We start from the raw sequence: 25,954 nt of genomic DNA, 5'->3' as shown, positions 1-25,954 counted from the left end.
GCTATGCGTCCGGGGCTGAACTATATATATTAAATATTGGGAGGGTTTCACACCATGATTGGAAGCGGTAAAAGAAGTCGCACAGGGTTAGGCATCGCCGGTTTGCTCGCATTGACGCTCGTTCTGCAAGCGTGTTCTTCCGGCGGCAACAACGAGAACAACGGCGCGTCCGCCACGCCGTCGCCGTCCGCGTCGCCATCGGCGTCCGCTTCGGCGGAGCCGAGCGCGTCCGAAGCGCCGAAGCTCGAGCCGTACGAAGTGACGATCGTCTACTTCGGCAAGCCGCAGCAGGACGACGCGCTCGTCCAAGAGAAGCTGAACGAATTTTTCAAAGAGAAGATCAACGCTACCGTGAAGCTCGTGCCGATCGCCTCCAGCGAATATAAGAACCGCACGGAGCTCATGATGAACGCCGGCGAGAAGATGGACCTCGTGTTCACCGCTTCTTGGCTGAACTACTTCGGCAACGTGACGAAGGGCGCGTTCCTCGAGCTGGACGACCTGCTGGAGAAGCACGGCCAAGGCATCAAGCAAGAGCTGAACCCGCTGTACCTGGAAGCGCCGCGCCTGAACGGCAAGCTGTATGCGATTCCGACGAACAAGGAAATCACGCAAGGCAAGGCGATCACGTACCGCAAGGACTTCGTCGAGAAGTACAACATTCCGATCGACACGATCAACTCGATGGCCGATCTGGAACCGTGGTTCGAGAAGGTGAAGGCGGAGAATCCGGACGTGACGAACTTCTATCTGGCCGGCGGCAGCGGCAACTTCACGAGCGGCTTCCTCATGTACGAGGGCCAATCGAACTGGCGTCCGATCGGTCCGGTTCCGGCGAAGACTCCGATGTTCCTGCTCGACTACAAGGCAGCGGACATGAAGGTGAAGTCGGTGCTCGATCAAGAGATCGTCGACCTGAACAAGAAGGAGCTCGAGCTGTACCGCAAGTACTATGAAAAAGGCTACATCAACTCCGATTCCGGCACGAACACGGCCGCGATCGACGACTACCGCAAGCAAGGCAAGATCTGGACGCAGACGACGACGTGGAAGCCGGGCTCCGACATCGAGCTGCAGAACGCGGACAACAACCAATTCGAGTACGTGTCTCACGTCGTCGAAGAGCCGATCGTCACGACCGACCTGGCGGCGGGCTCCATGTTCTCCATCTCCCGCACGTCCAAGGATCCGGAGCGCGCGATGATGGTGCTGAACTACCTGCATACCGATCCGTACGTCATCAACCTGATCGTTCACGGCATCGAAGGCAAGCACTACAACAAAGTCGGCGACAACCGCATCGAGCTGATCAAGGACTCCGGCTATTCCCCGGGCATCTTCTGGGTCGTCGGCAACCAATTGCTCAACTACCTGAAGCCGGGCCAACCGGACGATCTGTACGCGAACTGGAAGAAGTTCAACGACGAGGCGAAGCGCTTCCCGCTCATGGGCTTCGTGTTCGACGATACGAACGTGAAGAACGAGATTACGCAGATTACGGCCGTCGTCAACGAATACAAGGTCATCTTCACCGGCGCGGTCAAGAATCCGTCCAAGGAGCTCGACGAGCGCAACGCGAAGCTGAAGGACGCGGGCATCGAGAAGGTGCAAGCGGAGCTTCAAGCGCAGATCGACGCGTGGTGGGCGACGAACAAGAAGTAAACGGCAAGGAACAAGGGCAGAAGGGCGGAAAGTCTCCTTATTCGGGAGACTTTCTGCTCGTTAAGGGAGCGGGAGGCATACGATGAGACCTGAAAATTTAATCTATACGTTCGTCAGCTACGCGGCGCATTACGACACGGATTGGGGACGCGGGACGGCGATCGAGGGCGTCGACCTGACGGCGAGCATCGCCCATAAGCACGGCATACCGGTCACGTGGATCGTGAACGGGGATTCCGTACCCGTGCTGGAGGACCGAATCCGGGAGTGGCACGAGCGATACGGAGACGACGTCATCCTGCAATGCCCGCTGTTCATCGAAGAGAGCAGCGCTAGCAAAGCGAAGCTTCGGGCGAAGCTCGAACGGGATTGGCGGATCGTGGAGCGGGCATTTCCTTGGGTGACGACGAAGGTGGCCGGACGCGGCAAAATCTATAACGAAACGATAGAAGTGCTGGAGGAGCTCGGCTTCCAAGGAATGTGGGGCTACTGCTGGGAGCAAGTATGGTGGGACGGCATCACGCACAAGGGCGTTCCGTGGGGGCAATGGTACGTGGACGGAGAAAGGTTCAAGGCCCCGCATCCGGGCAAAGGCCGTATCGTCGCCTGCGAATGGACGGCCCGGGATTTGAACCTGACGTACCATTCGGGCAGTCCGGTCATCTACTCCACCGACCCGAACGACGTATTGCGGGCGGGATTATGCGATGCGGACGACATTGCGTATTGGAAGAACGTGTTCCAGGACTATCTCGCCAATACGGCGCATAACGACCAAGTCTACTTCCTGCAGCAGCAGGAAGCGCACGAGATGGAATACACGGAGCGGTTCCGCGTGTTCCCCGCCTCCCACGTCGAGGCGTGCGAGGGGATGCTGGACCGATTCTTCTCCTATATTACGCAATATCCGATCACGCTGACGACGCTGCCGAAGGCGGTCGAGCTGTACCATCGGACGAACGAGGCGACGGCGCCCGTCTATATGCTGACCCGGGACACGCAAGTCCGGCCCGCGGTGAACGACTATACGATGACGCTCGGCGGCGTCGGCGCGGGGCCGTGGCCGACGGCGCTGCTGTACTACGACCGCGAATGCCAGCTGGCGTTCGTCGAAGGCGAATGCGTACCCCGCATGCTGCGAAGCTATGTCGGCAAGGGGGACATGGGCGACGACTTCGCGGAGCGGGCGCCGCGCGTGTTCGTTACGCGCCACGAGCGGACGAAGGATGCGATCGAAGTCGAATTCCAGGTCGGGCAATGGCCGCCGATGCCTTTCGGCTTGGCGTATTGGGACGACCTGGCGGGCTACGAGGTCGAATGGTGCTCGGAGGGCGCGACCGCGCCGACGGCGCCGATCATGGACCGAGTCGTCATGCTGCGGATGAACTTGACGGGCGAGCGGCGAACGGTCGCGCTTCGGCTGCGCAAGAGAGAGGGGACGACGCCATGATCCGATTGTTCGAGCAGCATCGTGTCAGGAAGCAGAAGGAGCTGGAAGGACTGTGGGACTTCGCGCCCGTCGACGCGATCGCGGACGTTCCCGACGCTTATCCGTACCGGTTGCCGGTGCCCGGCTGCTGGGAGAGCCATCCGGACTTCCTCCGTTACCGGGGGCGGGGCGTCTACCGGACGACGGTGACCGTCGCGGAGCGAAGCGCGCTGCGTCTCGTCTTCAAAGGCGTGAGCCATACGGCTCACGTCTACTGGGACGGCGAGTTGATTGCCGACCATTATAACGCGTATACGGCGTTCGAGGCGATCGTGCGCAACGCCATGCCGGGCGAGCACGAGCTGCGCGTGCACGTCGACAATACGTTCGGCGAGCATTCGGGGCTTCATATCCCGAACGATTACCGCACGTACGGGGGCATCATCCGTCCGGTGGCCGCGGAGAGCCTGCCCGATCTCTGGATCGAGCGGCTCTCGTTCACGCCGAAGCGCGCTCCGGAGGGCTGGGAAGCCGAGATCGCGGTCTGGATCCGGAACGGTTCGGACCGGGGGGCGGTCGCGTCGGTTCGCGGCGAGCTGGCGGGCTTGGAGCTTGACTTCGGAGAGATCCCGGTGCCCGCGGGCGGGACGGCTTCGGTCTCGCGGGCGTTCGCGTTCCCGGGAGCGGAGCCGTGGTCGCATGAGCGGCCGAAGCTGTACGCGCTGGAAGCCCGTCTACATGACGGGGAAGACGACCGGCTGCTGGACGACCTGATCGAGCGGGTCGGCTTCCGTTCGGTCCGGGTCGCGGGAGATCGGCTGCTCGTGAACGAGAAGCCGGTCGTGCTGCGCGGGTTCAACCGGCACGAGGACCATGCGAGCGTCGGCGCGGCGCTGCCGCTGCAACTGATGGCGCAGGATATCGACTGGCTGGAACGGCTGGGATGCAATTGCGTCCGCACGTCGCACTATCCGAACGACGAGCGGTTCTTGGACATGTGCGACGAGCGCGGCTTGTACGTCTGGGAAGAGAGCCATGCGCGGTCGCTGACGCTGGAGCAGATGAGCCATCCGAAGTTCGCTTCGCAGTCGGAGGACTGCATTCGCGAGATGGTCGAGCAGCATCGGAACCACCCGTCCATCGTCGTCTGGGGATTGTTGAACGAGTGCGCGAGCAACACGGAGGAAGGACGAACCCACTTCGAGGCCCAGTTCCGGCAATTGCGCGGACTCGACGGCAGCCGTCCGCTGACGTACGCTTCTTGCCACGTGTTCGCGGATCGCTGTCTGGACCTGGCGGACATCGTCTCGTTCAACCTGTACCCGGGCTGGTACAATCCGGAGACCGTCGAGGAATTCTACGGGCTGCTGCGGCCGTGGGTGGACGCGAACGGCGGAGCGGGCAAGCCGTTCCTCGTCAGCGAATTCGGCGGCGAGGCGCCGTACGGCTTCCGCGATCCCGGAGCGGCGAAGTGGAGCGAGGAGTATCAAGCGAAGCTCATGGGCGAGTCGCTCGATTATTATCTGAGCCGGCCGGAAATTTGCGGAACGCTCGTCTGGCAGTTCGGCGATAACCGGGTGGACGAGGAATTCCCTTCGTTCGCGTCCCGGGCGGGCAACCGCAACAACAAGGGCGTGTTCGACGCCTACCGGCGGCCGAAGCTCGCGGTCGAAGCGATCCGGACGAGGTTCGAGGCGGCCGCGGCGCGAGAGCCCGAGCGATACGGGGGCGGGCAGGCTCGAGCGCGAGCGAACCGGTTCTATTCGCAATAACGTCGTAATGAAGAAGTCGACCTGCGCCGTGAGGCATAGGTCGACTTTCGCGTCTGCGTATTCCAAGTACTTCACTTCATGAAGCGGACGCCTTGGGAAGCGAGCCGTTCGTGCAACGCTTCGTAAGGAACGGAAGCGATCGGCGAACCGGAATCGATCGAGAGCGAAGCGGCTATGCCCGCCGCTTGGCCGAGGGCGTAACACGTCGCCTGCACCCGCATCGACGACATCGCCACGTGCGTGGCGGAGATGCTGCGGCCGGCGACGATCAAGCCGTCGACGCCGACCGGGATCATGCAGCGGTAAGGGATATCGTAGCCGCTAATATGGCGTTCGTCCGTCGATGCTCCGCCGGTCGGGTTGTGGATGTCGATCTCGTAGTTCGTCTGCGCGACGACGTCGTCGAACCGGCGCCCTTGCGTCAGATCGTCATCCGTCAGCGTATAGAGGCCGACGATCTGGTTCGTCTCCCGGACGCCGACCTGGGCGGGCACGTGCGACAGCGCGTAATTCTCGAAGCCGTTGCGCTGCAAGTAGTTCGCGACGGAGACGACTTGGCGCATCGCTTCCTTCTCCGCGTAGTTGACGTCCTTGATCTTGGCGCCGTTCCCCTTGACCCGGGTCATGTTGACGAGCAGCATGCCGTCTTCGTCGGTCTCCCAATGCAGACGCCGTCCCTGCGGCAAGTCGGCTACCGATTCGTACCGGTAGCAATCGTCGGGCAAGTACGGCTTCACCGGCTTGCCCGTGTTCTGCATCATGAACATGAGCGTCATCGGCTGGGTCAAGCCGTCCTCGTCGCGGCCGGAGGTGAGCGGCACGCCGGCTTCGGCCGCGACGCGCGCGTCTCCCGTGCAGTCGATGAATACGGATCCTTCGAACGCCTTCAAGCCTTCACGGGTGTTCGCCACGACGGCCGTGACCCGGCCGTCCCGTTTGACCGCGGAGACGACGCTCGTATGGTAGAACGTCTCGACGCCTTCCCGCTCGAGCTTCCGATTCAAGTAATGGCGAAGCTCGAAAGGCGAGTATTGCGCTTTTGTGGTAGATTCATAGTGAGAAGACGGCAACGCCCGGGGCAGAAACTCGGAGATGAATTCCCGGTAGATGCCGGTGACGTTGCCGACGCCCATGAACACGCTGACGTTGCCGAGCGTACCCATGCCTCCCAATTGGCCGGAGTGCTCGAGCAGTATCGTTCTCTTGCCGCACCGCGCGGCGCTAATGGCTGCCGCCGTGCCGGCCGGCCCGCCCCCGATGACGACGACGTCAGCGGTTTCGAATACCGGAACCTTTCGCTGCAATTCGATTTCACCCATAGTCATTTCAGAGTCGCTCCCCTCGATAATCCTTGTTTACCCTCATCATAAGGATTGCGATGGCGCGCAACTAGTTTCATTTTCGTTACATTCGACTTCTTAGGAGGTACGCCATGCCGCGCCCCAAGACGGTAACGCTGCGAACGATCGCGAGCGAATTGAATCTCACGGTGCATACCGTGTCCAAAGCTCTCCGGGGGCTGCCGGGCATGTCGGAGACGACGAGGCGGGCGGTCGCGGAACGGGCGCGCGAGCTCGGCTACTTGACGAAGGGGCAGGAGGCGGGCATCGCTGCGGAGCGGATTCCTTGGGCGAACGGCAAGCCGCGGAGGTTCGCGCTGCTCACGGGCGGCGATGCTCCCTACTTCGACCAGCAGTCGGAAGGCGCGCGGCGCCGGTTGAACGAGCTGGGACACGCGCTCGTCCCGATGAGGGTTCCGGGCGGTCTCTCGCGTCCGGCGGAGCTCGAAGCGTGGCTTGATCGCGCCGGCATTCGCCATACGGACGGCCTGTTCCTGACGGCCGGCATCGCCGAGCCCGTCGAGACGGCGCTGCTGGCGCTGGATATGCCGAAGACGCTGATCAATTACCCGCCCGATCTGGCCGAAGTCGACAGCGCGGTGTGGGACGTGGAGTACGCCGTCCATCGATCCATGGAGGCGCTGCACGAGCGCGGCCATCGCGACGTGCTGTACGTCGGGGCGATCGAACCCCAGCGGGGCTTCCGGCTGAGATGGCGGGCGTTCGTCGCTGCGGGAACGCGGGCCGGCTTGCCGCCGGCTGATCCCGCAGCGCACATGACGGGTTCGGCGGCTGACCGCGAGGCGTGGATGGAGCGGCTGAGAACGATCCTTCGCGCGGGCGGGTTCACGGCGGTGCTCTGCGGCATTCCCGGCGAAGCCGAGTGGGTGCACCGCGCGGCGGGCTCCCTCGGCCTGAATGTCCCCGAGCAGTTGTCCTTGGTCGGCATGGAGCACGAGGAGCCGGCCTTCCTGCCCGCGCTGTCGCGCCCCGAGCTGATCGTGCGGGAAGCGGGAGAGCGGGCGGCGGAGCTGCTGCTGCGGCGGATCGCGAATCCGACGCTGCCCTTCGAGCATGTCCGGCTGAAGGGACGGTTCCTGGGGGGCGACACGATCCGGGATTCCGGCTCGGGGGATGCCTAGTTCCGCGGATTCACGACCGCGCGTAGTGCGCAGGGGGGCTATTCCAGCACTGGTACGGTCTGTATAATGGGAGCGAGAGACTAACCTTGTACGGGGAGCAGGTATGCCGTGACGACCGAAGCGCGCAAGAAAGCGAGCGTCTTTATCGGAAGCTCGAGGGAAGCGATCGATTACGCCCGGGCGCTCGGCGAGACGCTGGAGCGGGCGGTGCAAGTGAATCCGTGGTACGCGGGCACGTTCGAGCCGAACGACTATACGATGGAATCGCTCGAGCGCGAGCTCGAGGCGAACGACTTCGCCGTGTTCGTGTTCGCCGCGGAGGACATCGCCAGAATCCGCGACCGGTATTGGTTCGTGACGCGCGACAACGCGTTGTTCGAGATGGGCTTATTCTGGGGCAAGCTCGGGAGAAGACGCGTATACTGTCTCGTGCCCCGGGATATTCCATCGCGGACGGTCGAAGGGACGACGGTGTCCCAGTTCCACCTGCCGTCCGATCTGGCCGGGCTCACCTTGCTCGAATACGGCGCGAGGGAAGACGGCCGGTACGCGGCCGCGGTCGACGTCGCCTGCGGCAAGCTTCTTGCCGCGATCCGGCGGGAAGGGCGGTTCGCCGACCCGCGGAGGCTGCTCGACGACAATCGCGCGATGCTGGACCGGAAGCAGAGCATTCTGAGCTTCTTCTGGGAATATCATAAGAACGTCACGGTATCCGACGAGCGGGAGAAGTACGCGGCTTACGCCGAGGCGATCCGCAATTCGCTTATTCCGCCGATCGGACTCCGGCTGACCGGCGCTTCGATCTGGAAGAGAGGCGCGGAGACGGTCGAGCACGTCGGCGGCAACGTCGGCAGAGGCCGCAGCTACCGGCTCGACGAGAACGAAGGAAAGACGGATAAAATCTACGTCGTAGACGCGTTCGCGACCGGCGAATGGTCCGGGTACATCCGGCGCCAGATTGCCGACGTCTGCATCCTATGCTATCCTTTAGGTAAAGATTATGCGCTGTCGGTGCACTTGACCGGCAATCGGACGCTCGACGTCGCCCATGTGATCGCCGACGTCCTCGATACGAATCAAGAGCTTCTGGACACGGTCCGGGATCTGATAGGAGGGAACGGAAGATGAAGAATCCGAAGTCGGGTTTGCGCCGCGGAACGGCGGCGGGTCTATCGGCTCCGAACGGTCGCTGGGGCAAGCGGGACCAGAAGACGGGCAGGTTCGTCGGCCTCCGGGCCGCGGGCGATTCGGCGGGAAGAGGCGGCTTGTTCACGTTCGCCCCTCGCGAAGCGGTGCCCGAGATCTACGTCGGTCCGATCGCGGACGGCGCGGACGAAGAGTACGTGAAGGTCGTCAGCGGCAAAGTGTCGGTCAGCAAGCCGTCGTTCGCGCGCTGATCGGCAATCCTAGCAGATAACGAGAGATCGCCCGAGCGGGCGATCTTTTTTTTTGCGTTGGCGCAGGCGGGAATGTATTCGAAATATCGTGTTTATGATTAGCGTAAGGGGACCATTCGGACATTGTATATGAAATTTCAAGCTTATCGGTAGCGATAGTCGAGTTTGAGAGTAATAAACGTGAAATTTCATATATACGCCTCAAAACTCGGGGGAACCGCAATGCCCGTACTCGAAAAATCAAATACATTCACGATCTCGGCGCTATCTGGGGGAGTGGCCTCGATGGAAGGCGAATGGCGCCGCAAATTCGCTCCGAAGTCGGCGATTCGCAGTAACTCGCAATAGTTGCAGTTGTACGCTCCGTGAGCCGGTGATAGGGTGGGAGGCAGATTACCGGAAAGGAAGCGGGAAGCGTGACACAACGACAACGACAACGACTAAGGCGCCTGTTCAACGAAGCTTGGCGATTCCACCTCGGGGAGGCGGAAGGCGCCGAGCATAACGCCTATGACGACGGCGCATGGCGCGAGGTGCGCCTGCCGCACGATTGGAGCATCGAGCAACCCTTCGATCCGGCGCACCGTCCGTCCAACGGCTACTTGCCGCAAGGCGTATGCTGGTACCGCCGGTCGTTCCGGCCGGACGGCTCGGCGGAGACGACGCTGCTGCAATTCGAAGGCGTCTATATGGACGCGACCGTATGGGTGAACGGCAGCAAGGCCGGCAGGCACGTCTACGGCTATACCGGCTTCGAGCTCGATATATCACCTTACTTGATCCCCGGCGAAGACAACGTCGTAGCCGTGCGGGCGGACAGCACGACGTCGCTGTGCAGATGGTACAGCGGTTCGGGCATCTATCGGAACGTCTGGCTGAGCGAAGGACCGGGGGCGCGGCTAGAGACCGGGGGCACGTACGTGCGGACCGGCATCCGCGCGGACGGCTCGGCGGCCGGGGACGTCCGCAACGTCGTCCTCAACGGCGGGGCTACGACGGTCCGTTACCGGCTGGAAACCGCGATCGTCGATTCGGACGGCCGGGCCGAAGCCTTCGCCACGACGTCGGGAGCGATCGGGCCGGGAGAGACCGCGACCGTCTCGCAGACGTTCGAGCTGCGGACGCCGCGTATGTGGTCCGTCGACGAGCCGAACCTGTACGTCGCCCGGACGACGCTGCACATCGACGGAGAGGTTGCGGACAGCCGCGACGCGACGTTCGGCGTTCGCGACGCCGTCTTTGATCCGGACGAAGGCTTCAAGCTGAACGGCAAGCGCCTGAAGCTGAAGGGCGTCTGCTTGCACCACGACGCCGGCTGCCTCGGAGCCGCCGCGCAGCGGCGCAGCTACGAACGGCAGCTGCGAGGGCTGAAGGCTATCGGCTGTAACGCGATCCGCACGGCCCACAATCCGCCGTCCGAGGCGTTCCTCGACTTATGCGACCGAATGGGCTTCCTTGTCATCGACGAGTTCCACGATAGCTGGAAGTTCGAGCACGGCGGCAGGCGGAACGCGCTGATCGAATGGGACGATTGGTGGGAGGAGGACTTGCGGCACGCCGTCCGGCGCGACCGCAACCATCCGAGCGTCGTCCTGTGGAGCGTCGGCAACGAGCTGCCGAACCAAGGCGATCCGGAGATGGTCGACTGGCTGAAGCGGCTGATCGCGGTCGTCCGCGAGGAGGATCCGGGACGTCCCGTCACTTGCGCGCTCGCGCCGCGAAGCTTCCCTTCCGTTCAGGAGAAGCTTGACCACGTGCTGGGGCTGGCGCCGCACATGGACGTCCTGAGCCTGAATTATCAGGAGCCGCTGTACGAGCTGCTGAAGGCCACGGACCCGAGCCTCGTCATCCTCGGCACCGAGACGCTCGTCTATTACCGGAACAAGCTGGACTCGTCGCCCGGGCCGTCGTACGAGGCGAGCAATCCGTGGTTCGACGTGGCGAAGCACGACTACGTCGCGGGCCAGTTCGTCTGGGCGGGCATCGACTACTTGGGAGAGGCGATGTTCTGGACGGACATGTCCGGCTGGCCGAATAAGGGCTGGTCGGGCACTCTGATCGATCGCTGCGGCGTCCGCAAGCCGATCTCCTTCTTCCACGAGAGCGTCTGGTCGGACCGTCCGACGGTACGCATCGCGGTATTCGACGACGCGTCGCCGCTCACGATGCGGCCGCCGATGTGGAGCGCGCCGAGGATGGTCGCCCATTGGACGCTGCCGCACCGCGCGACGCGGATGGCGACCGTCGCGACGTATACGAATTGCGAGACGGTGGAGCTGCGCGTCAACGGCCGCTCGTGCGGATCGCAGCGGCTCGCCGATTGGCCCGACCGGACAATGTTGTGGCACGTTCCGTACGCGGAAGGAACGATCGAAGCTGTCGCTAGGCACGCGGACGGCAGCGAAGCGACCTGCGTTCTGAAGACCGCGGGGCCGCCGGTCAAGCTGGCGCTCTCGGCCGACGAACCGGCCCTGAACGCCGACGGTCAAGACGTCGTCTACGTCGAGGCGCTCGTGACGGATGCCGAAGGGAACGTCGTTCCGGGCGCGGACCACCTCATCGACTTCCGCATCGAAGGCGAAGGCGAACTGGTCGGCGTCGACAACGGCGATCCGTTGTCCGGAGAGAGATTCCAAGGCCCGTCGAGGAGCGCCTTCATGGGCCGGGTTCTCGCCGTCGTTCGGTCGAACGGCAACGCGGGAACCGTAACGCTCTCGGCGACCGCGGAAGGCTTGGAAGAGGCGAGCTTGACGCTGAGCGCCATAAGCGCGACGCCTTCCGCGGCCGTCTCCCGAATCTAATCGTAAGCGATAATCAAGCCGATCCCCGGGGATCGGCTATTCGCACGTCGGGGATTTGAAGCCATTCGCAAAAAACATAGTTGGAGCGATCCCCGCCCGTATGTCATGCTAGACGTAACGAACAAGCAATTCCCGGCGAAAGGAGACGACGGCATGAAAGTGTTGGAATCGTATAAGTCCAGACGTTATTTGCTCCGCATGCTGCTGTCGGTCTCGGTCATCGTCGTCGCGATCCTCGTGTTCTCCTCGTCCGTGCTGCACTACAGCGCGGAGAATCGCGTGCTCAAGATGCAGGTCGATTCCAATTACAAGACGATGAACCAGATCCGCACGAACATCGGCTACACGAACGAGCTGATCAGCAGCTTCGCGATCAACCTGTACAGCGACCTCGAGATCCAGCCACTGCTGCTGCATCCCGACCGGATGAGCGCGATCCAGTCGATCATCGAGCTGAACAAGGCGCAGACGATCTTCCCGTTCCTGCACTCGATTCTCATCTACAACGGCCACGTCGACGAGACGTTCGCCGCCGGCGAGCTCGCGGCGGGCAAGCCGGAGCACGGCCGCGCGGCGCAGATCGTGGACCTGCTCAAGAGCGAGAACAAGCTGCCCGGCATGCAGCTCATTCCGATGAACTTCAGCGGCCGGCCTCATACGGTCGACTTCTTCTCGTTCCCGATCTACGAGACGTATTACGACCGGAACGACAAGGAGAGCGTGCTCGTCTTGAACGTGAAGCCGGAATGGATCTTCAATAACATGAGAGCTTCGGGCAGCTTCGCGGCGCCGGATCGCTCCGGCATCTATATGATGGACGGCTCGGGTCAGATCGTCATGTCGGAGAACCAAGCTGCGCTCGGGAGCATCGAGGAGCTGCGCGAAGCCGTGTTCCGGCATGGCGAGGGCAATGGCGAGGCGGCGGATTCCGGTTACTTCATCGAGCGGATCGGCGACGACAGCAAGTTCTTCGTTACGCACATGAAGATCGGCATCGGCGACTGGAAGGTCGTCAGCGTGCAGCCGTACGACGCCGTGCTCGGAGGCGTCGACGACATGCGCAAGACGTCGCTGCTCGTCATCGTCGCTTTCTTCGTCCTGTCGATCGCCGTATCCGTGTTCCTCGCGCACCGGCTGTACCGGCCGGTCGAGAAGATGATGCTTCGCATCCGGACCCACGCCCTGCCGGAGGCGGCCGCGGGCAGCGACCGGAGGACGCTCGACGAGCTGTCCTACGCGACGAACGTGTACGACGAGATCGTGGAGAAGTGGAAGAGTGCGGCGCGCGAGCAAGACAGCCGCAAGACGGTCGTCCGCAAGTACTTCCTGCGGCGGGTGCTCCAGGACAGCGCGTCGATCGGGCGCGAGGAGTGGGCGGAGAGCGCGGCCGAGAACGGGCTGGCGATCGCCGCGGGCGGCGCGTACCGAGTGGCGGTCGTACGAGTCGACCAATATACGGCGTACCGGCGGGAGACGTCCGCTCAGGCGAGGGCGCTGCACCTGTTCGCGATCGCCAACATCGCGGAGGAGCTGCTGCTGGCCAAGGGCTGCGCGTGCGAATCGGCGGACATGCGGGGCGATCATCTCGCGATGCTCATCAGCAGCGAAGACGGGGCCGAAATGGACGACGACGCGCTCGCCAAGTTGTTCGCGACCGTCCAGGACGTCGTGGGGCGCTATTATAAGGTCTCGCTGTCCGTATCGCTCGGCGACTCGTTCACCGACTACGCGGCAATCGCCGAGCAGTACGAGTTCGCGCTTCAGAACGGGCAGTACAAGTTTATTTTCGGGGACCGGGCGGTCATCGTTCCTTCCATGGTGCAAGGCAACAACGAGCGGCTCGCCTACGCCATGCCCGCGGACTTGGAGAAGAAGCTGGCCGAGAGCATTCGCACGAACGAGCTCAAGGCGATGGAGAACGGGGTCGCGCAGCTGCTCGCCCATATATCCACGTACCACTACGACCAGATGATTCACGGCATGCTGCAGCTGCTCGACCTGTTCAATGCGACGATCCGCGACATCAACAAGCACCGGGTCATGACGGTGAAGTTCGACCTCGGCCCGATGCGCAGGCAGTTGCTCGAGCTCGAGACGATGCGGCAGACGGAGACGTTCTTCCGCGAGCTGTGCCAAGACATCCACGAGAAGCTGAAGCCTTCCGAGCAGGAGAAGAACGACGCGCTCATGGACACGATCAAGGAGATTATCGAGGCGAAGTACAACGACAACAACCTGAGTCTGCAATCGATCGCGACGATGCTGCACCTGTCCTCCGCGTATGTCGGCCGGATTTTCAAGCAGAGCGAGTGCATGGCCCTGGGCCAATACATCAACGAAGTGCGTCTCCGCCGCGCCAAGGAATTCCTCGAGACGAAGAATTACAACGTCAAGGAGATCATGGAGCTCGTCGGCTACGCGAACGAGAGCACGTACTTCAAGCTGTTCAAGAAGAAATACGGCGTAACGCCGAAGGAATACCGGTTGAAGCGCAATCTCGAATGACTACATCGGACCTTCAAGGCCCCGTTTTCCTCCGTTCGGAGGGGAGCGGGGCTTTCGATTTGTCGCGTATGCGCAGTGCAGTTCAATAATCGCAGTTTTCGGTTGACCGACGACTCGCAATCACAGTAGGCGTCCGCAAGCCGAGGTGGCATGATGAGGTTGCGAAAGGCCGAACCGCGGCCCTTAAGACTATTAGCAGACGGGAGGTGTTCACAATCAAAGACAAATCGCGGCAGAATCGCAAATCCGAATGGAAGCATTTCAAGCAGAACGGCGAGTACTTGCTCTTGTTCCTACCGGGAGCGTTCCATATCTTCCTGTTCGGCTACCTGCCCATGATCGGCATCATCATCGCCTTCAAGAACTTCCGTTACGACCAGGGCATCTGGGGCAGCGAATGGATCGGATTCAAAAACTTCGAGTTCCTGTTCACGTCGAGCACGGCGTACCGGATCTTCCGCAACACGCTTCTCTACGAATCGGGCTACCTGCTGCTGACGACGGTCGCGGCGCTCGCGCTGGCGATTCTGCTGAACGAGATCAGCCGCAAGTGGCTCAAGATTTACCAGACGCCGCTGTTCCTCCCCTACTTCCTGTCGTGGGTCGTGGTCAGCTACTTGACTTACGCGCTGCTCGACCATCAGATGGGCTTCGTGAACAAGACGCTCGAGGCGATCGGGCTGAAGCCGGTCATGTGGTACCTGGACGCGAACGTCTGGCCTTACATCCTTAACATCGTCGCGTTATGGAAGAACATCGGGTTCGCGACGCTCGTCTACTTCGCCGGCATCGTCGGCATCAGCCCCGAGTATTACGAATCGGCGAAAATCGACGGCGCGAGCCGGTGGAAGATGGCATTGAAAATCACGATCCCGATGCTGACGCCGCTTATCGTCATTCTGATCATTCTGGCGATCGGCAACATCATGAAGGGCGACTTCGGCTTGCACTACTTCATTCCGGGCGACTCGGGCATGGTGTACCCGACCACGGACATTATCGATACGTACGTGTACCGGGCGTTGATCGAGCTGGGCGATATCGGGATGTCTTCCTCGGTCGGCGTGTTCCAATCGGTCGTAGGGCTCGTGCTCGTCATCGTTACCAACTATATCGTCCGGAAAATCAACGAGGAAAACGCGCTCTGGTAGTTCGTCCGTCCATGGAGGTGCCGTCATGAAAACAACGCTCGAAGACCGAAGGGGAACGGCCGTCGCAACGTACCGCATCCGGTTCTCTCCCGTCAAAACCTTGATCCACGTCTGGTTTATTCTCGTATCCGTCTGCATGGTCGCGCCGATGGCGCTCGTCCTGTCCGCTTCGTTCTCCGACGACGGGGCCATCCGGAAGCACGGCTACCGGTTCTGGCCGGAGACGTTCTCCGCGAAGGCATACGAATACATTTTCCAATCGCCGGCCATTCTGCTGAAGTCGTACGGGGTGACGACGTTCGTCACGGTCGTGGGCACGCTCATCTCTCTCGTGCTGACCGCGATGCTCGGGTACGTCATCTCCCGCAAGGCGTTCCGGTACCATAAGATCGCCACGGGGTACATCTTCTTCACCGTGCTGTTCAGCGGCGGCGTCGTGCCGTTCTACATCCTGATCACGCAATACTTGCACATGCAGAACACGATCTGGGTGCTCATCATTCCCCACGTCGTCTTCCCGCTGTACGTCCTGGTCATGCGAAGCTTCATGCTCGCGATCCCGGGGGAAATATTCGAATCGGCCAAAATCGACGGCGCGAAGGAGTTCCGGATTTTCTTCCGCATCGTGCTCCCGCTCAGCGCCCCGGCGCTCGCGACGCTCGGCTTGTTCTTCGCCTTCAAATTCTGGAACGACTGGTTCCCCGCGATGCTGTTCATTAACGACGAGTCGTACATTCCGATCCAGTTGCTGCTCGTCCGCATGATGGAGAACCTCAACTACTTGACGTCGGACCACGACTTCATTACGGCGGTCAACGTGAACGCGCAGCAATTCCCGACGCTGTCGGCGCGGATGGCGATGGCGCTGCTCGCCGCGGGTCCGATGATGTTCATCTTCCCGTTCTTCCAGCGCTACTTCGTGACGGGGCTTACGTTCGGTTCCTTGAAAGGCTGACAGGAATTTCAACGTCGGGGCGGGAATGAAGAAGGGAGGCATGAGTAAGATGTCGATTCCGGGAAACCCGCCCGCGATTTGAAATGATAGATGGCTGCTTCACTTCAACCTATTGTGGGAGGTCACAGGAATGATCAGAAAGCACTTATCCGCAGTGAAGCTCGCGACGATCGCGATGCTTGCGTTCGCCCTCGTCCTGGGCGGATGCAGCAACAACGGCAACAACGGGGAGCAAGCCTCGAGCCAGGCGGCGCAGCCGTCTGCCAGCGCGGAGCCTTCCGAGAGCAGCAGCGCGCCGGCCGAGCCGCCGGTGGAGCTGACCTGGTATTACATCGCCTACGAAATGCCGACGGATCTCGAAGCCGTCAACAAAGCCGTCAACGACTTCATCCTGCCGCGCATCAACGCGACGATCAAGCTGATGCCGACGATCGAATCGTCCTACGGCCAGAAGATGAACACGATGCTGGCGGCGGGCGAAGACTTCGACCTGATGTGGACGTCCAACTGGGGCGGCGGCGATTACCAGAACCGCGTGCTGAAGGGCGCCTACCAGGATCTCGACGACCTGCTCGAGCTGACGCCGAAGCTGAAGGAAGCGCTGCCGGAGCTCGCGTGGGAAGACACGAAGATCGCGGGCAAGATCTGGGCGGTTCCGAACTACCAGATCGCCGCGAAGGCCGAAGGCTTCGCGATCCAGAAGCGGTTCATCGACAAGTATAGTATCGACGTGTCGACGATCAAGACGCAGAGCGACATCGAGAAGGTGCTCGAGGTCATCAAGCAGAACGAGCCGGACATCATTCCGATCGCCGGCGTCAGCAACATGTTCGACTTCGGCCGTCAGGCCGGCTTTACGAAGTACGGCTATAAGGCCGGCGACAACATGTACACGATCCATACGATCGTCGAGACGCCGGAATACAAGCAATTCCTCGACCGCCAGCGCAGCTGGTACGAGAAGGGCTACATCTATCAAGACGACGCGACGAATCCTTCGCTGCCGGACCTGCTCAAGACGGGTACGGTCGCGGTAGAGTGGGACACGACGATGAAGCCGGGCGGCGAAGTCGACCACAAGGCGCGCTTCGGCGGCAACGAAGTCGTCTACGTACGCGTCACGGAGCCGGAATTCACCGGCGTGCAGCCGACGATGACGGCGATCAACCGCAAGTCGAAGCATCCGGAGCAAGCGCTCAAGTTCCTCGAGCTCGTCAACACCGAGCCGGAGCTGATGAACCTGCTGACGTACGGCATCAAAGACAAACATTACACGATGGTCGGCGACAACCAGGTGAAGAAGATCGACGGCAGCGGCTACGTCTCGAACGATTGGGTCATGGGCAACGCGATCATCTCCTACACGCAGGAAGGCCAAGATCCGGACGTCTGGAAGAAGACGCACGAGCTGAACATGTCGGCGAAGCGGCCGGAACTCTCGGGCTTCAAGTACGAGGCGTCCAAGGTGCAGACGCAGATCGCGAACACGACGGCGGTGCACCAGGAGTTCTCCAAGGCGCTCAACACCGGCAGCGTGGATCCGAACGATTACTTGCCTCGTTATATCGACGCGCTCAAGAAGGCCGGTCAAGACGAGATCATGGCGGAATACCAGAAGCAGCTGGACTCGTACTTGGCGCAGCAAGGGCTGAAGGAGCCGGCGCCTAAGCAATAATTCACCCAGATCCCCCTCTTCGTCGCACTCGCAGGCAGGAGGGGGATTATTTATATCCAACCCATAAAGGAGTGCTATTGATGAAAACGCTTACCAGAAGATGGGCCGGCATGCTGCTGGCCGGTTCGCTGCTGTTCCCGGTGCTTCCGGCTCCGGCCGCCTACGCGGCGACGCTTAACGTAAGCTCGTACGGAGCGAACGGGACCGATACCGTCGACGACTTGGCCGCGTTCAACGCCGCCATTGCCGCCGCGGCCGCCGGCGACACCGTGTACGTGCCGTCCGGCACGTACTACGTTACCGGCGCCATCGCGATGAAGTCGGGCGTGAAGCTACAAGGGCAGAGCCGGGACACGTCGATCGTCAAGTTCTCCGGCACGGCCGATTCCGCGATGATCAACGTCACCAACGCGACGAACGTCGAGATTACGCAACTGACGATCGACGGCAACAACAGCGCGTACGTCACGAGAGGTATCGTCGGCGACCCGAACGGGTCGGGCGCGAAGGTCCATCATAATCGGATCGTCGACCTGGCGAAGACGACGGGCTTCGGCCCCTTCGGCATCCTGTTCTCCGGCTCGGACAACGTCGAGATTACGGACAACGTCTTCCTGAACATCGGCACGGGCTCGGAGTGGGGAGGCGCGGTCCGCGTCGGCTGGGGCTCGGACAATCCGATCATCGCCCGGAATACGATCGCGAACACGGGACGCGGCGGGATTTTCCTCAACAACGAGCTGACGGGGGCGGTTATCCGGGATAATACGATCTCCGGCTCGGGCTTGTTCAAGCAGGGGCTCTCGATCGAGCTTCATACGGGCGTCAATCAGTCGATCATCGAGGACAACGTCGTCGACCACTGGATCAGCATCGTCATCTCGGACTTCAACGCGGTCCGGCGCAATATCGTGCGGGCGACGGACGGCACGTACAAGTCTTACGGGCTCGAGATCTCTTCCGGCAATTCGATCGTCACCGACAACTGGGTCGACGGCGGCCAGCATCTGGGCATCTCGTCGTCGCCGGCGCGGGATTACACGTACTACGGCTACAACCGGATCGAGGATATGATCCAATGGGGCATGCAGTTCCAAGGCAACAATACGACCGACGGCAACGAGCACCAATACTTCTACAAGAACCAGTTCCTGAACACGGACAAGGACAATCCGCTCGCGGTGTACGGTTCGTACGCGGGGTACGGGGTTCGTCTGCACGGCTACACGACGAACGTGACGTTCGACAGCAACGAGATCAGCGGCAACGAGCGGTACGGCATCAACATCACGACGACGGGACCGGGCGTCGACAAGATCAGCTTCGTGGGCAATACGATTACGAACAACGGGATGGACGTCATCGACCAGTATCCGCAGGCGGCGGCCGATCTCGAATGGAGCGGCAATATCGTCAGCGGCAATAATCCGAATACGCAGCCGACTTCGCGCGGCTTCGCCAACCTGAAGCCGGTCGCGAACTTCACGGCGCCTACGACGCTGTTGCTCGGACAGTCGGCGACGTTCTCGAATACGTCGACGGACGCGGACGGCACGCTGGCGCACTACTTGTGGGATTTCGGCGAAGGCTTGCCGTCGACGGCAACGAGCCCGACCTACGTCTACCAGAAGCCGGGTACGTACCGCGTCACGCTTATGGCGACGGACGACGGCGGCCGGTCGGCCATCAAGGAGCACGCGATCGTCGTCTCGCAAGGTCCGCCGGACACGCAGGCGCCGACCGCGCCGACGAACCTGACCTCGCCTTCGAAGACGCACGAGAGCGTCAATCTGAGCTGGACCGGATCGACCGACAATCTCGCGGTGTATCGCTACGAGATTTATCGGGACGGCACGCTGATCGGCTGGACGGATGCGTCTACGACGACGTTCCAGGCGAACGGCTTGCAGCCGGAGACGGCCTACGCGTTCACGATTCGGGCGCAAGACGCCGCAGGCAATCTGTCTACGCAGAGCGCCGCGCTGAACGTGACGACGAACGACCCGCCCGGGGGCGGAACGGGCAGCATCCAGCGGGAGATCTGGACGGGAATCAGCGGCAGCCTGATCGGCAGCATTCCGCTGACGACGGCGCCGAACGCCACGGATTGGCTGACGAGCCTGGAAGGGCCGACGAACTACGCGGACGCTTTCGGGGCGCGCATCCGCGGCTACATTACGCCGGACGTGACGGGCAGCTACACGTTCCGGATCGCGGGCGACGACAAGGCCGAGCTATATCTCAGCACGGATGCTAACCCGGCGAACAAGTCGCTCATCGCCAGCACGACCGACTGGACGAATTACCGGGAATGGACGCGTTTTCCGGCGCAGACATCTTCGGCGATCACGCTCGTCGGCGGCCAATCGTATTACGTGGAAGTGCTGCACAAGGAAGGGCATAGCGGCGACCACGTGTCGGTCGGCTGGACGGGGCCCGGGATTCCGGTCACGACGGTCATCGGCGGCGGTTACTTGTCGCCGTACTCGAGCGGCGGACCTTCCGATACGCAGGCTCCTAGCGCTCCGACGGGATTGGCATCGACGGGGGTAACGTCGGCGACGGCCGGCCTGTCGTGGACGGCTTCGACCGACAATGTCGGCGTAACCGGCTACGACGTCTATCGCGGCTCGACGCTGGCGGGCACAGTGGCGGGATCCGCGACGACGTTCCAGGACTCGGGACTGTCGGCGAGCACGGCGTACAGCTACACGGTCCGCGCGAAGGACGCGGCGGGCAACGTCTCCGCGGCGAGCGGCGCGTTGTCGGTCACGACGAGCGCCGCCGGGGGAACGGGCTCGATCGTGCGCGAGTACTGGACCGGCGTCGGCGGCGAGACGATCGCGAACATCCCGGTAGGCACGACGCCGACGGGCAGCGATACGCTGACGAGTCTAGAAGGCCCGACGAATTGGGCGGACAGCTACGCGACGCGGATCAGAGGGTATATTACGCCGACGGCGAGCGGGACGTATACGTTCTATCTCGCCAGCGACAACGCGGGCGAGCTATGGCTGAGTACCGGCGATAACCCGGCGAACAAGACGAAGATCGCCTACGTGTCGGGCTGGACCAATTACCGACAATGGAATGCGTCTACCACTCAGCAGTCGGCCGCGATCGCGTTGACGGCAGGCCAACGATATTACGTGGAAGTGCTGCACAAGGAGAAGAACGGCGGCGACCATCTGTCGGTCGGCTGGACCGGTCCTGGCATCTCCGCCGTCACGGTCGTTGACGGCAGCTTCCTGTCGCCGTATGCGGGCGGCGGATCGTCGGATACGCAGGCGCCGACCGCGCCGACGGGATTGGCTTCGTCGGGCGTAACGTCCACGACGGTCGGGCTATCGTGGGCGGCTTCGACCGACAACGTCGGGGTGACCGGCTACGACGTCTATCGCGGCACGACGCTGGCGGGTACAGTGGCGGGGTCCGCGACCACGTTCCAGGACACCGGTCTCGCGCCGAGCACGGCATACAGCTATACCGTACGCGCGAAGGACGCGGCGGGCAACGTCTCCACGGCGAGCTCCGCGCTGTCGGTGACGACGAGCGCGTCCTCCGGCGGCGGAGGCGGCACGGGCTCGATCGTGCGCGAATACTGGACCGGCGTCGGCGGCGACTCGATCGCGAACATTCCGGTCGGCACGACGCCGACGGGCACGCAGACGCTTACGAGCCTCGAAGGCCCGTCGAACTGGGGCAACGGCTACGCGGACCGCATCCGCGGCTACATTACGCCGACCGTCAACGGCGCGTACACGTTCTACCTCGCGAGCGACAACGCGGGCGAGCTGTGGCTGAGCACGGACGTCAATCCGGCGAACAAGACGCGCATCGCATACGTCAATACGTATACCGGCTACCGGCAATGGACGGTTTCGTCCGCCCAGCAGTCGGCGGCGATCAACCTCGTCGCGGGGCAATCTTACTACGTCGAAGTGCTGCACAAGGAGGATGCCAGCGCCGACCATCTATCGGTAGGCTGGACGGGACCGGGCATCTCGACGATCACGGTCGTCGCCGGCAGCTACTTGTCTCCTTATTGATTATCGATAGTCGAAGAGTGCGCCCGCGGCGATCGTTGCCGCGGGCGTTGTTGCGGCGTTTCGGGACGGTTCGCTTCCTACTCACGTTGCGCGCCAAATGGGTGAAATTCTGGAATGGATGAATGGATATGAAAAACCGAATACAATTCCCTCCGATCAGGCGGAATTCTGAATTGTATATGAAAAACCGAGTACAATTCGCGCCGGTTGGACAAAAGTCGAAAATGTGATTGAAAAAATCGAATACATCGCGAAAGAGCGGGGCTAAATCCGGATCTGGCTTCGAAAAATCGAGCATATCGCGTATATCTAGTCGATGAGCGTCCACGACGGACTTGGGAGTGGGATAGATCGAGCTATCCAGAGCTTCGGGGGTGCGAAACGGAGCGAAACGGATCATTCCGACCGCGTGCTAGTCGGCGGACAGGGTGCGGGGATGGGAGCAATGTCGCGCAATCGCACCATTATTCATAGCGATGCGCGGGATTCACAGTAGGCACGGGACCGCAAGCGGTGACACAATGGAATCGCGATAGGAGAAGCAGTATGGATACGTCATGGAGGGATTGACGATGAGAATCGGCATTGCCGACTACGGCATGAACGTCTGGGACGGCGGCGCGTGCTTCGACCTGGAGGAGCGGCTGCGCGGCCTGCGGGACATCGGCTACGAAGGGATCGAGCGGCTTACGGTCGCCGGAGGGGAGCATGCGCTGGAAGCGGCGGCGCTCTACCGGAAGCTGGGCATGGACTTCGCGACGGTGCGCGCGCCGACGGCGGAGCTGTCGATTCGTTATACGGCGGCGCTGGGCAAGAGGTACGTCTGGACGAGCGTCGACGGAAGAAGCTTCGACGCCTTCTGCCGGCAAGTCCGCATCCAAGGGGAGGCTTGCAAGCGATACGGCATCGACGTCGCGCTGCACAACCATATGGGCACGCCGGTTGAGACGCAGGACCAGCTCGAGGCGTTCCTGGCGGAATGCCCGGACAGCAAGCTCGTGTTCGATACCGCCCATCTGGCGGCAATGGGGGGCGACGCGGAAGCGATCGCGGCGAAGTACGCGGACCGGCTCGCCGTCCTACACCTGAAGGATTGGATCGAGACCGATTCGGGCCAGTCCGATTGGACGAAGCGCGGCTACTTCTGCGGGCTCGGCCGCGGCAACATCGGGCTCGACAACGCGGCGGTGCTGAAGGCGGCGTCCAATTCCGGCTACGATGGCTGGGTATTCGTCGAGCACGACAGGCACTTGAACGAGCCGCTCGACGATTTGCGAGCAAGCAGGCAATACGTACGGGAAGCCGGATACTAGAGACATAGAGGAGAGATTCGAATGAGCGGTAACGATACGGGCAAGCCCATTCGCGTCGGGCTCGCCGGACTTGGCCGGGCTGGATGGGGCATGCATTGCGAGGAGCTGGCCGGCAAGGAGCATCTGTTCGAGATCGTCGCGGCCTGCGATCCGATCGCGACCCGGCGGGAGAAGATGAAGGAGCGGTACGGCTGCGCCGTCTACGAGACGTACGAGGAGTTGCTGGCCGATCCGAACGTGGAGCTCGTCGACATCACGACGCGGTCTTCGGATCATTGCGCGCACGGGTTGTCGGCGCTGGCCGCCGGCAAGCACGTGTTCATGGAGAAGCCGCTCAGCCTGAACCACGAAGAGGCGTTGCGGCTGGCGAATGCCGCGGAGAGGTCGGCGGGAGAGCTGTTCGTCCGGCACAATCGCCGGTTCGACGAGGATTTCATGCACGTCCGCGAGATTATCGCGTCGGGACAGCTTGGAGACGTGTACGAGGTGAAGCTGAACAGGCACAATTACCAGCGCCGGGACGACTGGCAGACGATTCGCGCCTACGGGGGCGGGCAGCTGCTCAACTGGGGGCCGCACGTCGTCGACCAGGCGTTGCGATTCTTGGAGAGCCCGGTCGACTCGGTATGGAGCGACCTGAAGCGGGTCGCGGCGGCCGGCGACAGCGAGGACCACGTCAAGATCGTAATGAAGGGCGAGAACGGACGCGTCGTCGACCTGGAGATCAGCGGCGGCGTCGGAATCCCGTCTCCGCTGTATACGGTATACGGTACGCGCGGCAGCCTGACGCTGACCGGCAACGTCATCCAAGTGCGCGCGCTCGACCCGGACGTCGCGCTGTCCGAGCGGGTCGCCGATCCGGGCACGCCGGGCGAGACGTTCGGCAACGCGGAGACGCTCACTTGGGTCGACCGGTCGTTCCCGGTCGCCCCGTCCGGCATCGTCGACATCTGGGAGGCGCTGCACGCTTCGGTTCGCGGCGGGGCGCCGTTCCCGATCTCGACGGACGAAGCGGTAGAGGTCATGCGCGTCATCTCGGCCGTGAAGCGCGGCACGGCGTTCGAATAAGCTAGGCGAGTCCCATGACGGCCGACCTCTTCGGGGCGGCCGTTGTGCTTTGGCGAGGGACCTGAAGCGCCGAAGCGTTAGAGGTATGGGCTAGATTCTCGTACAACTAAATTGCTACTACCCGCTGTTCGCATCCTTCTAGTTGGTACAACTAGCGCGACATCAAGGGCAGGCGAAGAAGAGGATGCTGTCCTCCGTCGACGATTTCCCGGATTTAGGGAACGCTATCCCCAAGATGGAATAAGGAGAGCGGCTCTTATGTACTGGAAACGTTACTGGATATTCCTGCTGCTGCTGGTCTGCAGCATCGCGCTCGATACGGCGATGGACACGCTGCTCGGCATCGGCGTCGGCCATATGGGGCAGAACATCGCGTTCATCTTCCGCATGATGGATCCGATCGAGCGTACGATCGTTCTCGCGTTGCTGCTCGTGTTCCTGCGCAAGCCGATCGTGGCCGCGTTCGGAATGGCGTTCGGCCGCAAGGGCGGAGCGAGCGGCAGCACTAGCGACGGAACAAGCGGCGGAGCAAGCCAATCGAGCGGATCTAACGCACCCGCCGCGTCATCCGGAGGAGGAGCGGCTACCCCGCCGCAGCCATCCGACCAGCAATAGCAAGACCGGGATGGCGAACTGGAACGGCAAGTGGAGATAATACGGCACGATCTTCAGCCCCTCCTCCAGGTGCTCCGTCAAGCTGCCCGCCATCAGCAGCGAAGAGACGAGGACGACGAGGGCGACGGGCAAGACGAGCGTCTTGTAATTGACCGTCTTGAACAAGTCGCGCGCGGCCAAGACGGCGGCGAACATGAACGTGCCGATCTTGAAGAAGCTCGAGATGACGAGCAGCAGCAGCACGACCGCGTCCATCCGCTGCACGAATTCGGCGAGGCGAAGCCGGCTGAGCGAGGTGAACAGCGGGAACGTCGCGCGGCCGGCGATCTCGATGCCGAGGACGGAGACGTTGACGAACATCGCGACGCAGAGCAGCGCAGCGCTGAGCGCCATGGCCCCGATGCCGATCCGCACGGGCTTGAACCGCCGGTTCAGATGAGGCAGGAACATCGTCATGACGATCATCTCCCCGAACGGGAACGTGATGTTCGTCGGATACAGCGCCTTCCATACCGGCTGCCAGCCGTCCGGGAGCACCGGCAGCATGCGGTGGGCGTCCGCCATGTCCGAGAACAGGACGAGCACGACGATGAGCGCGAAGATGCCGCCGGTGAACACGAAGAAGACGAACGCCGTCCTTCCGAACACCTCGATTCCGAGATGGAGCACGTAGCCGACGGCCAGCACCATCAGAGCGTCGATCGCGAACATCGGCGTGGCGTCGTAGGACGCCGCGGCGAGCAGATCGCCGAAGTCACGCGTGTTGCGCCCGGCGATATAGATGAAGTACAGCATGTACGCGAAGCCGACGATCCAGCCGGGAACCGAGCCTAATATCCGGCGCAAGTAACCGGTCAAGGGCATGTCCGGGAACATCCGGAACAACGGGCCGTATACGCCGCCCATGAAGGCGACGCCGATCAGGCATCCGGCGAGGATGACGAGCCAAGCCCCTTGCTTGGCTTCCATGCCGATCGGAATGACGACCGCCGAGCCGAGCTCGAACAGCACGACCCATGCGAATAGATGCAACGGTCCCATCGTTTCAAGCGGATACTTCATGCGTTCCCTCCTCTCTCG

17 protein-coding genes are annotated in these 25,954 nt (G+C 62.1%); 15 read left to right on the top strand and 2 right to left on the bottom strand.

What is annotated here, in order from left to right; translation table 11 throughout:
- The first annotated feature begins 54 nt into the window (after positions 1 to 54).
- The 3 genes from ACFQZG_RS13140 to ACFQZG_RS13130 all read left to right on the top strand — a co-directional run bounded on the left by ACFQZG_RS13140 (position 55) and on the right by ACFQZG_RS13130 (position 4,863).
- Positions 55 to 1,662, top strand: a complete 1,608-nt coding sequence (locus tag ACFQZG_RS13140) for an ABC transporter substrate-binding protein (protein WP_378153153.1) — start codon at positions 55 to 57, stop codon at positions 1,660 to 1,662.
- A gap of 82 nt (positions 1,663 to 1,744) precedes the next feature.
- Positions 1,745 to 3,112: a hypothetical protein gene (locus ACFQZG_RS13135; protein ID WP_378153151.1), complete on the top strand. Its 1,368-nt coding sequence runs from the start codon at positions 1,745 to 1,747 to the stop codon at positions 3,110 to 3,112.
- A complete protein-coding gene (locus tag ACFQZG_RS13130) occupies positions 3,109 to 4,863 on the top strand; it encodes a glycoside hydrolase family 2 protein (RefSeq protein ID WP_378153149.1) in 1,755 nt (584 codons plus the stop codon). The genes ACFQZG_RS13135 and ACFQZG_RS13130 overlap by 4 nt, the downstream gene beginning before the upstream one ends.
- A 71-nt stretch (positions 4,864 to 4,934) precedes the next feature.
- Here ACFQZG_RS13130 and ACFQZG_RS13125 read toward each other — a convergent pair whose 3' ends face one another.
- Positions 4,935 to 6,188, bottom strand: a complete 1,254-nt coding sequence (locus tag ACFQZG_RS13125) for an FAD-dependent oxidoreductase (RefSeq protein WP_378153147.1) — start codon at positions 6,186 to 6,188, stop codon at positions 4,935 to 4,937.
- Between the two features lie 107 nt (positions 6,189 to 6,295).
- Here ACFQZG_RS13125 and ACFQZG_RS13120 point away from each other — a divergent pair, with 107 nt between their 5' ends.
- The 12 genes from ACFQZG_RS13120 (at position 6,296) to ACFQZG_RS13065 (ending at position 24,874) form a co-directional block, all read left to right on the top strand.
- On the top strand, positions 6,296 to 7,345 hold the full coding sequence (locus ACFQZG_RS13120) for a LacI family DNA-binding transcriptional regulator (protein WP_378153145.1): 1,050 nt from the start codon (positions 6,296 to 6,298) through the stop codon (positions 7,343 to 7,345).
- A 108-nt stretch (positions 7,346 to 7,453) separates the two neighbouring features.
- A complete protein-coding gene (locus tag ACFQZG_RS13115; RefSeq protein WP_378153143.1) occupies positions 7,454 to 8,473 on the top strand; it encodes a TIR domain-containing protein in 1,020 nt (339 codons plus the stop codon).
- Complete coding sequence (locus ACFQZG_RS13110; protein WP_378153141.1) at positions 8,470 to 8,742, top strand: hypothetical protein; 273 nt, start codon at positions 8,470 to 8,472, stop codon at positions 8,740 to 8,742. Before ACFQZG_RS13115 ends, ACFQZG_RS13110 begins: the two co-directional genes overlap by 4 nt.
- Before the next feature lie 416 nt (positions 8,743 to 9,158).
- Positions 9,159 to 11,543, top strand: coding sequence for a glycoside hydrolase family 2 TIM barrel-domain containing protein (locus ACFQZG_RS13105; protein WP_378153139.1), 2,385 nt, complete (start codon positions 9,159 to 9,161; stop codon positions 11,541 to 11,543).
- Positions 11,544 to 11,696: 153 nt separating this feature from the next.
- Positions 11,697 to 14,048 (top strand): helix-turn-helix domain-containing protein, encoded by a 2,352-nt coding sequence (locus tag ACFQZG_RS13100; protein ID WP_378153137.1) that lies wholly within the window; start codon positions 11,697 to 11,699, stop codon positions 14,046 to 14,048.
- Positions 14,049 to 14,254: 206 nt separating this feature from the next.
- The gene (locus ACFQZG_RS13095) at positions 14,255 to 15,199 is read left to right on the top strand and encodes an ABC transporter permease (RefSeq protein ID WP_378153135.1); all 945 of its coding nucleotides are present in this window, start codon (positions 14,255 to 14,257) and stop codon (positions 15,197 to 15,199) included.
- A 25-nt stretch (positions 15,200 to 15,224) separates the two neighbouring features.
- Entirely contained in the window at positions 15,225 to 16,154 is a 930-nt protein-coding gene (locus ACFQZG_RS13090) for a carbohydrate ABC transporter permease (protein ID WP_378153133.1), read from the top strand.
- 130 nt (positions 16,155 to 16,284) lie between these two features.
- Positions 16,285 to 17,829 carry an ABC transporter substrate-binding protein gene (locus tag ACFQZG_RS13085; protein ID WP_378153131.1) on the top strand — a complete coding sequence of 515 codons (1,545 nt, stop codon included), beginning with the start codon at positions 16,285 to 16,287 and terminating at the stop codon, positions 17,827 to 17,829.
- Positions 17,830 to 17,909: 80 nt separating this feature from the next.
- Positions 17,910 to 21,878, top strand: a complete 3,969-nt coding sequence (locus ACFQZG_RS13080; protein WP_378153129.1) for a PA14 domain-containing protein — start codon at positions 17,910 to 17,912, stop codon at positions 21,876 to 21,878.
- Positions 21,879 to 22,450: 572 nt separating this feature from the next.
- Positions 22,451 to 23,191 carry a sugar phosphate isomerase/epimerase family protein gene (locus tag ACFQZG_RS13075; RefSeq protein WP_378153127.1) on the top strand — a complete coding sequence of 247 codons (741 nt, stop codon included), beginning with the start codon at positions 22,451 to 22,453 and terminating at the stop codon, positions 23,189 to 23,191.
- Positions 23,192 to 23,212: 21 nt separating this feature from the next.
- The gene (locus ACFQZG_RS13070; RefSeq protein ID WP_378153125.1) at positions 23,213 to 24,259 is read left to right on the top strand and encodes a Gfo/Idh/MocA family protein; all 1,047 of its coding nucleotides are present in this window, start codon (positions 23,213 to 23,215) and stop codon (positions 24,257 to 24,259) included.
- 258 nt (positions 24,260 to 24,517) lie between these two features.
- On the top strand, positions 24,518 to 24,874 hold the full coding sequence (locus tag ACFQZG_RS13065; protein ID WP_378153123.1) for a YczF family membrane protein: 357 nt from the start codon (positions 24,518 to 24,520) through the stop codon (positions 24,872 to 24,874).
- Here the strand turns inward: ACFQZG_RS13065 and ACFQZG_RS13060 are convergent.
- The gene (locus ACFQZG_RS13060) at positions 24,824 to 25,936 is read right to left on the bottom strand and encodes a GerAB/ArcD/ProY family transporter (RefSeq protein WP_378153121.1); all 1,113 of its coding nucleotides are present in this window, start codon (positions 25,934 to 25,936) and stop codon (positions 24,824 to 24,826) included. The genes ACFQZG_RS13065 and ACFQZG_RS13060 overlap by 51 nt on opposite strands.
- Between the last annotated feature and the right edge of the window lie 18 nt (positions 25,937 to 25,954).

The organism is Cohnella sp. GCM10027633 (assembly GCF_042675445.1).
GTDB lineage: Bacteria > Bacillota > Bacilli > Paenibacillales > Paenibacillaceae > Cohnella.
The sequence above is the reverse complement of the archived record's forward strand: the minus strand, read 5'-3'. Positions and strand labels throughout refer to the sequence as shown.

Coding starts and splice junctions, on each gene's coding strand:
- ACFQZG_RS13140 (WP_378153153.1), top strand. CDS start 55: ATGATTGGAAGCGGTAAAAGAAGTCGCACAGGGTTAGGCATCGCCGGT.
- ACFQZG_RS13135 (WP_378153151.1), top strand. CDS start 1,745: ATGAGACCTGAAAATTTAATCTATACGTTCGTCAGCTACGCGGCGCAT.
- ACFQZG_RS13130 (WP_378153149.1), top strand. CDS start 3,109: ATGATCCGATTGTTCGAGCAGCATCGTGTCAGGAAGCAGAAGGAGCTG.
- ACFQZG_RS13125 (WP_378153147.1), bottom strand. CDS start 6,188: ATGACTATGGGTGAAATCGAATTGCAGCGAAAGGTTCCGGTATTCGAA.
- ACFQZG_RS13120 (WP_378153145.1), top strand. CDS start 6,296: ATGCCGCGCCCCAAGACGGTAACGCTGCGAACGATCGCGAGCGAATTG.
- ACFQZG_RS13110 (WP_378153141.1), top strand. CDS start 8,470: ATGAAGAATCCGAAGTCGGGTTTGCGCCGCGGAACGGCGGCGGGTCTA.
- ACFQZG_RS13100 (WP_378153137.1), top strand. CDS start 11,697: ATGAAAGTGTTGGAATCGTATAAGTCCAGACGTTATTTGCTCCGCATG.
- ACFQZG_RS13090 (WP_378153133.1), top strand. CDS start 15,225: ATGAAAACAACGCTCGAAGACCGAAGGGGAACGGCCGTCGCAACGTAC.
- ACFQZG_RS13085 (WP_378153131.1), top strand. CDS start 16,285: ATGATCAGAAAGCACTTATCCGCAGTGAAGCTCGCGACGATCGCGATG.
- ACFQZG_RS13080 (WP_378153129.1), top strand. CDS start 17,910: ATGAAAACGCTTACCAGAAGATGGGCCGGCATGCTGCTGGCCGGTTCG.
- ACFQZG_RS13075 (WP_378153127.1), top strand. CDS start 22,451: ATGAGAATCGGCATTGCCGACTACGGCATGAACGTCTGGGACGGCGGC.
- ACFQZG_RS13070 (WP_378153125.1), top strand. CDS start 23,213: ATGAGCGGTAACGATACGGGCAAGCCCATTCGCGTCGGGCTCGCCGGA.
- ACFQZG_RS13065 (WP_378153123.1), top strand. CDS start 24,518: ATGTACTGGAAACGTTACTGGATATTCCTGCTGCTGCTGGTCTGCAGC.
- ACFQZG_RS13060 (WP_378153121.1), bottom strand. CDS start 25,936: ATGAAGTATCCGCTTGAAACGATGGGACCGTTGCATCTATTCGCATGG.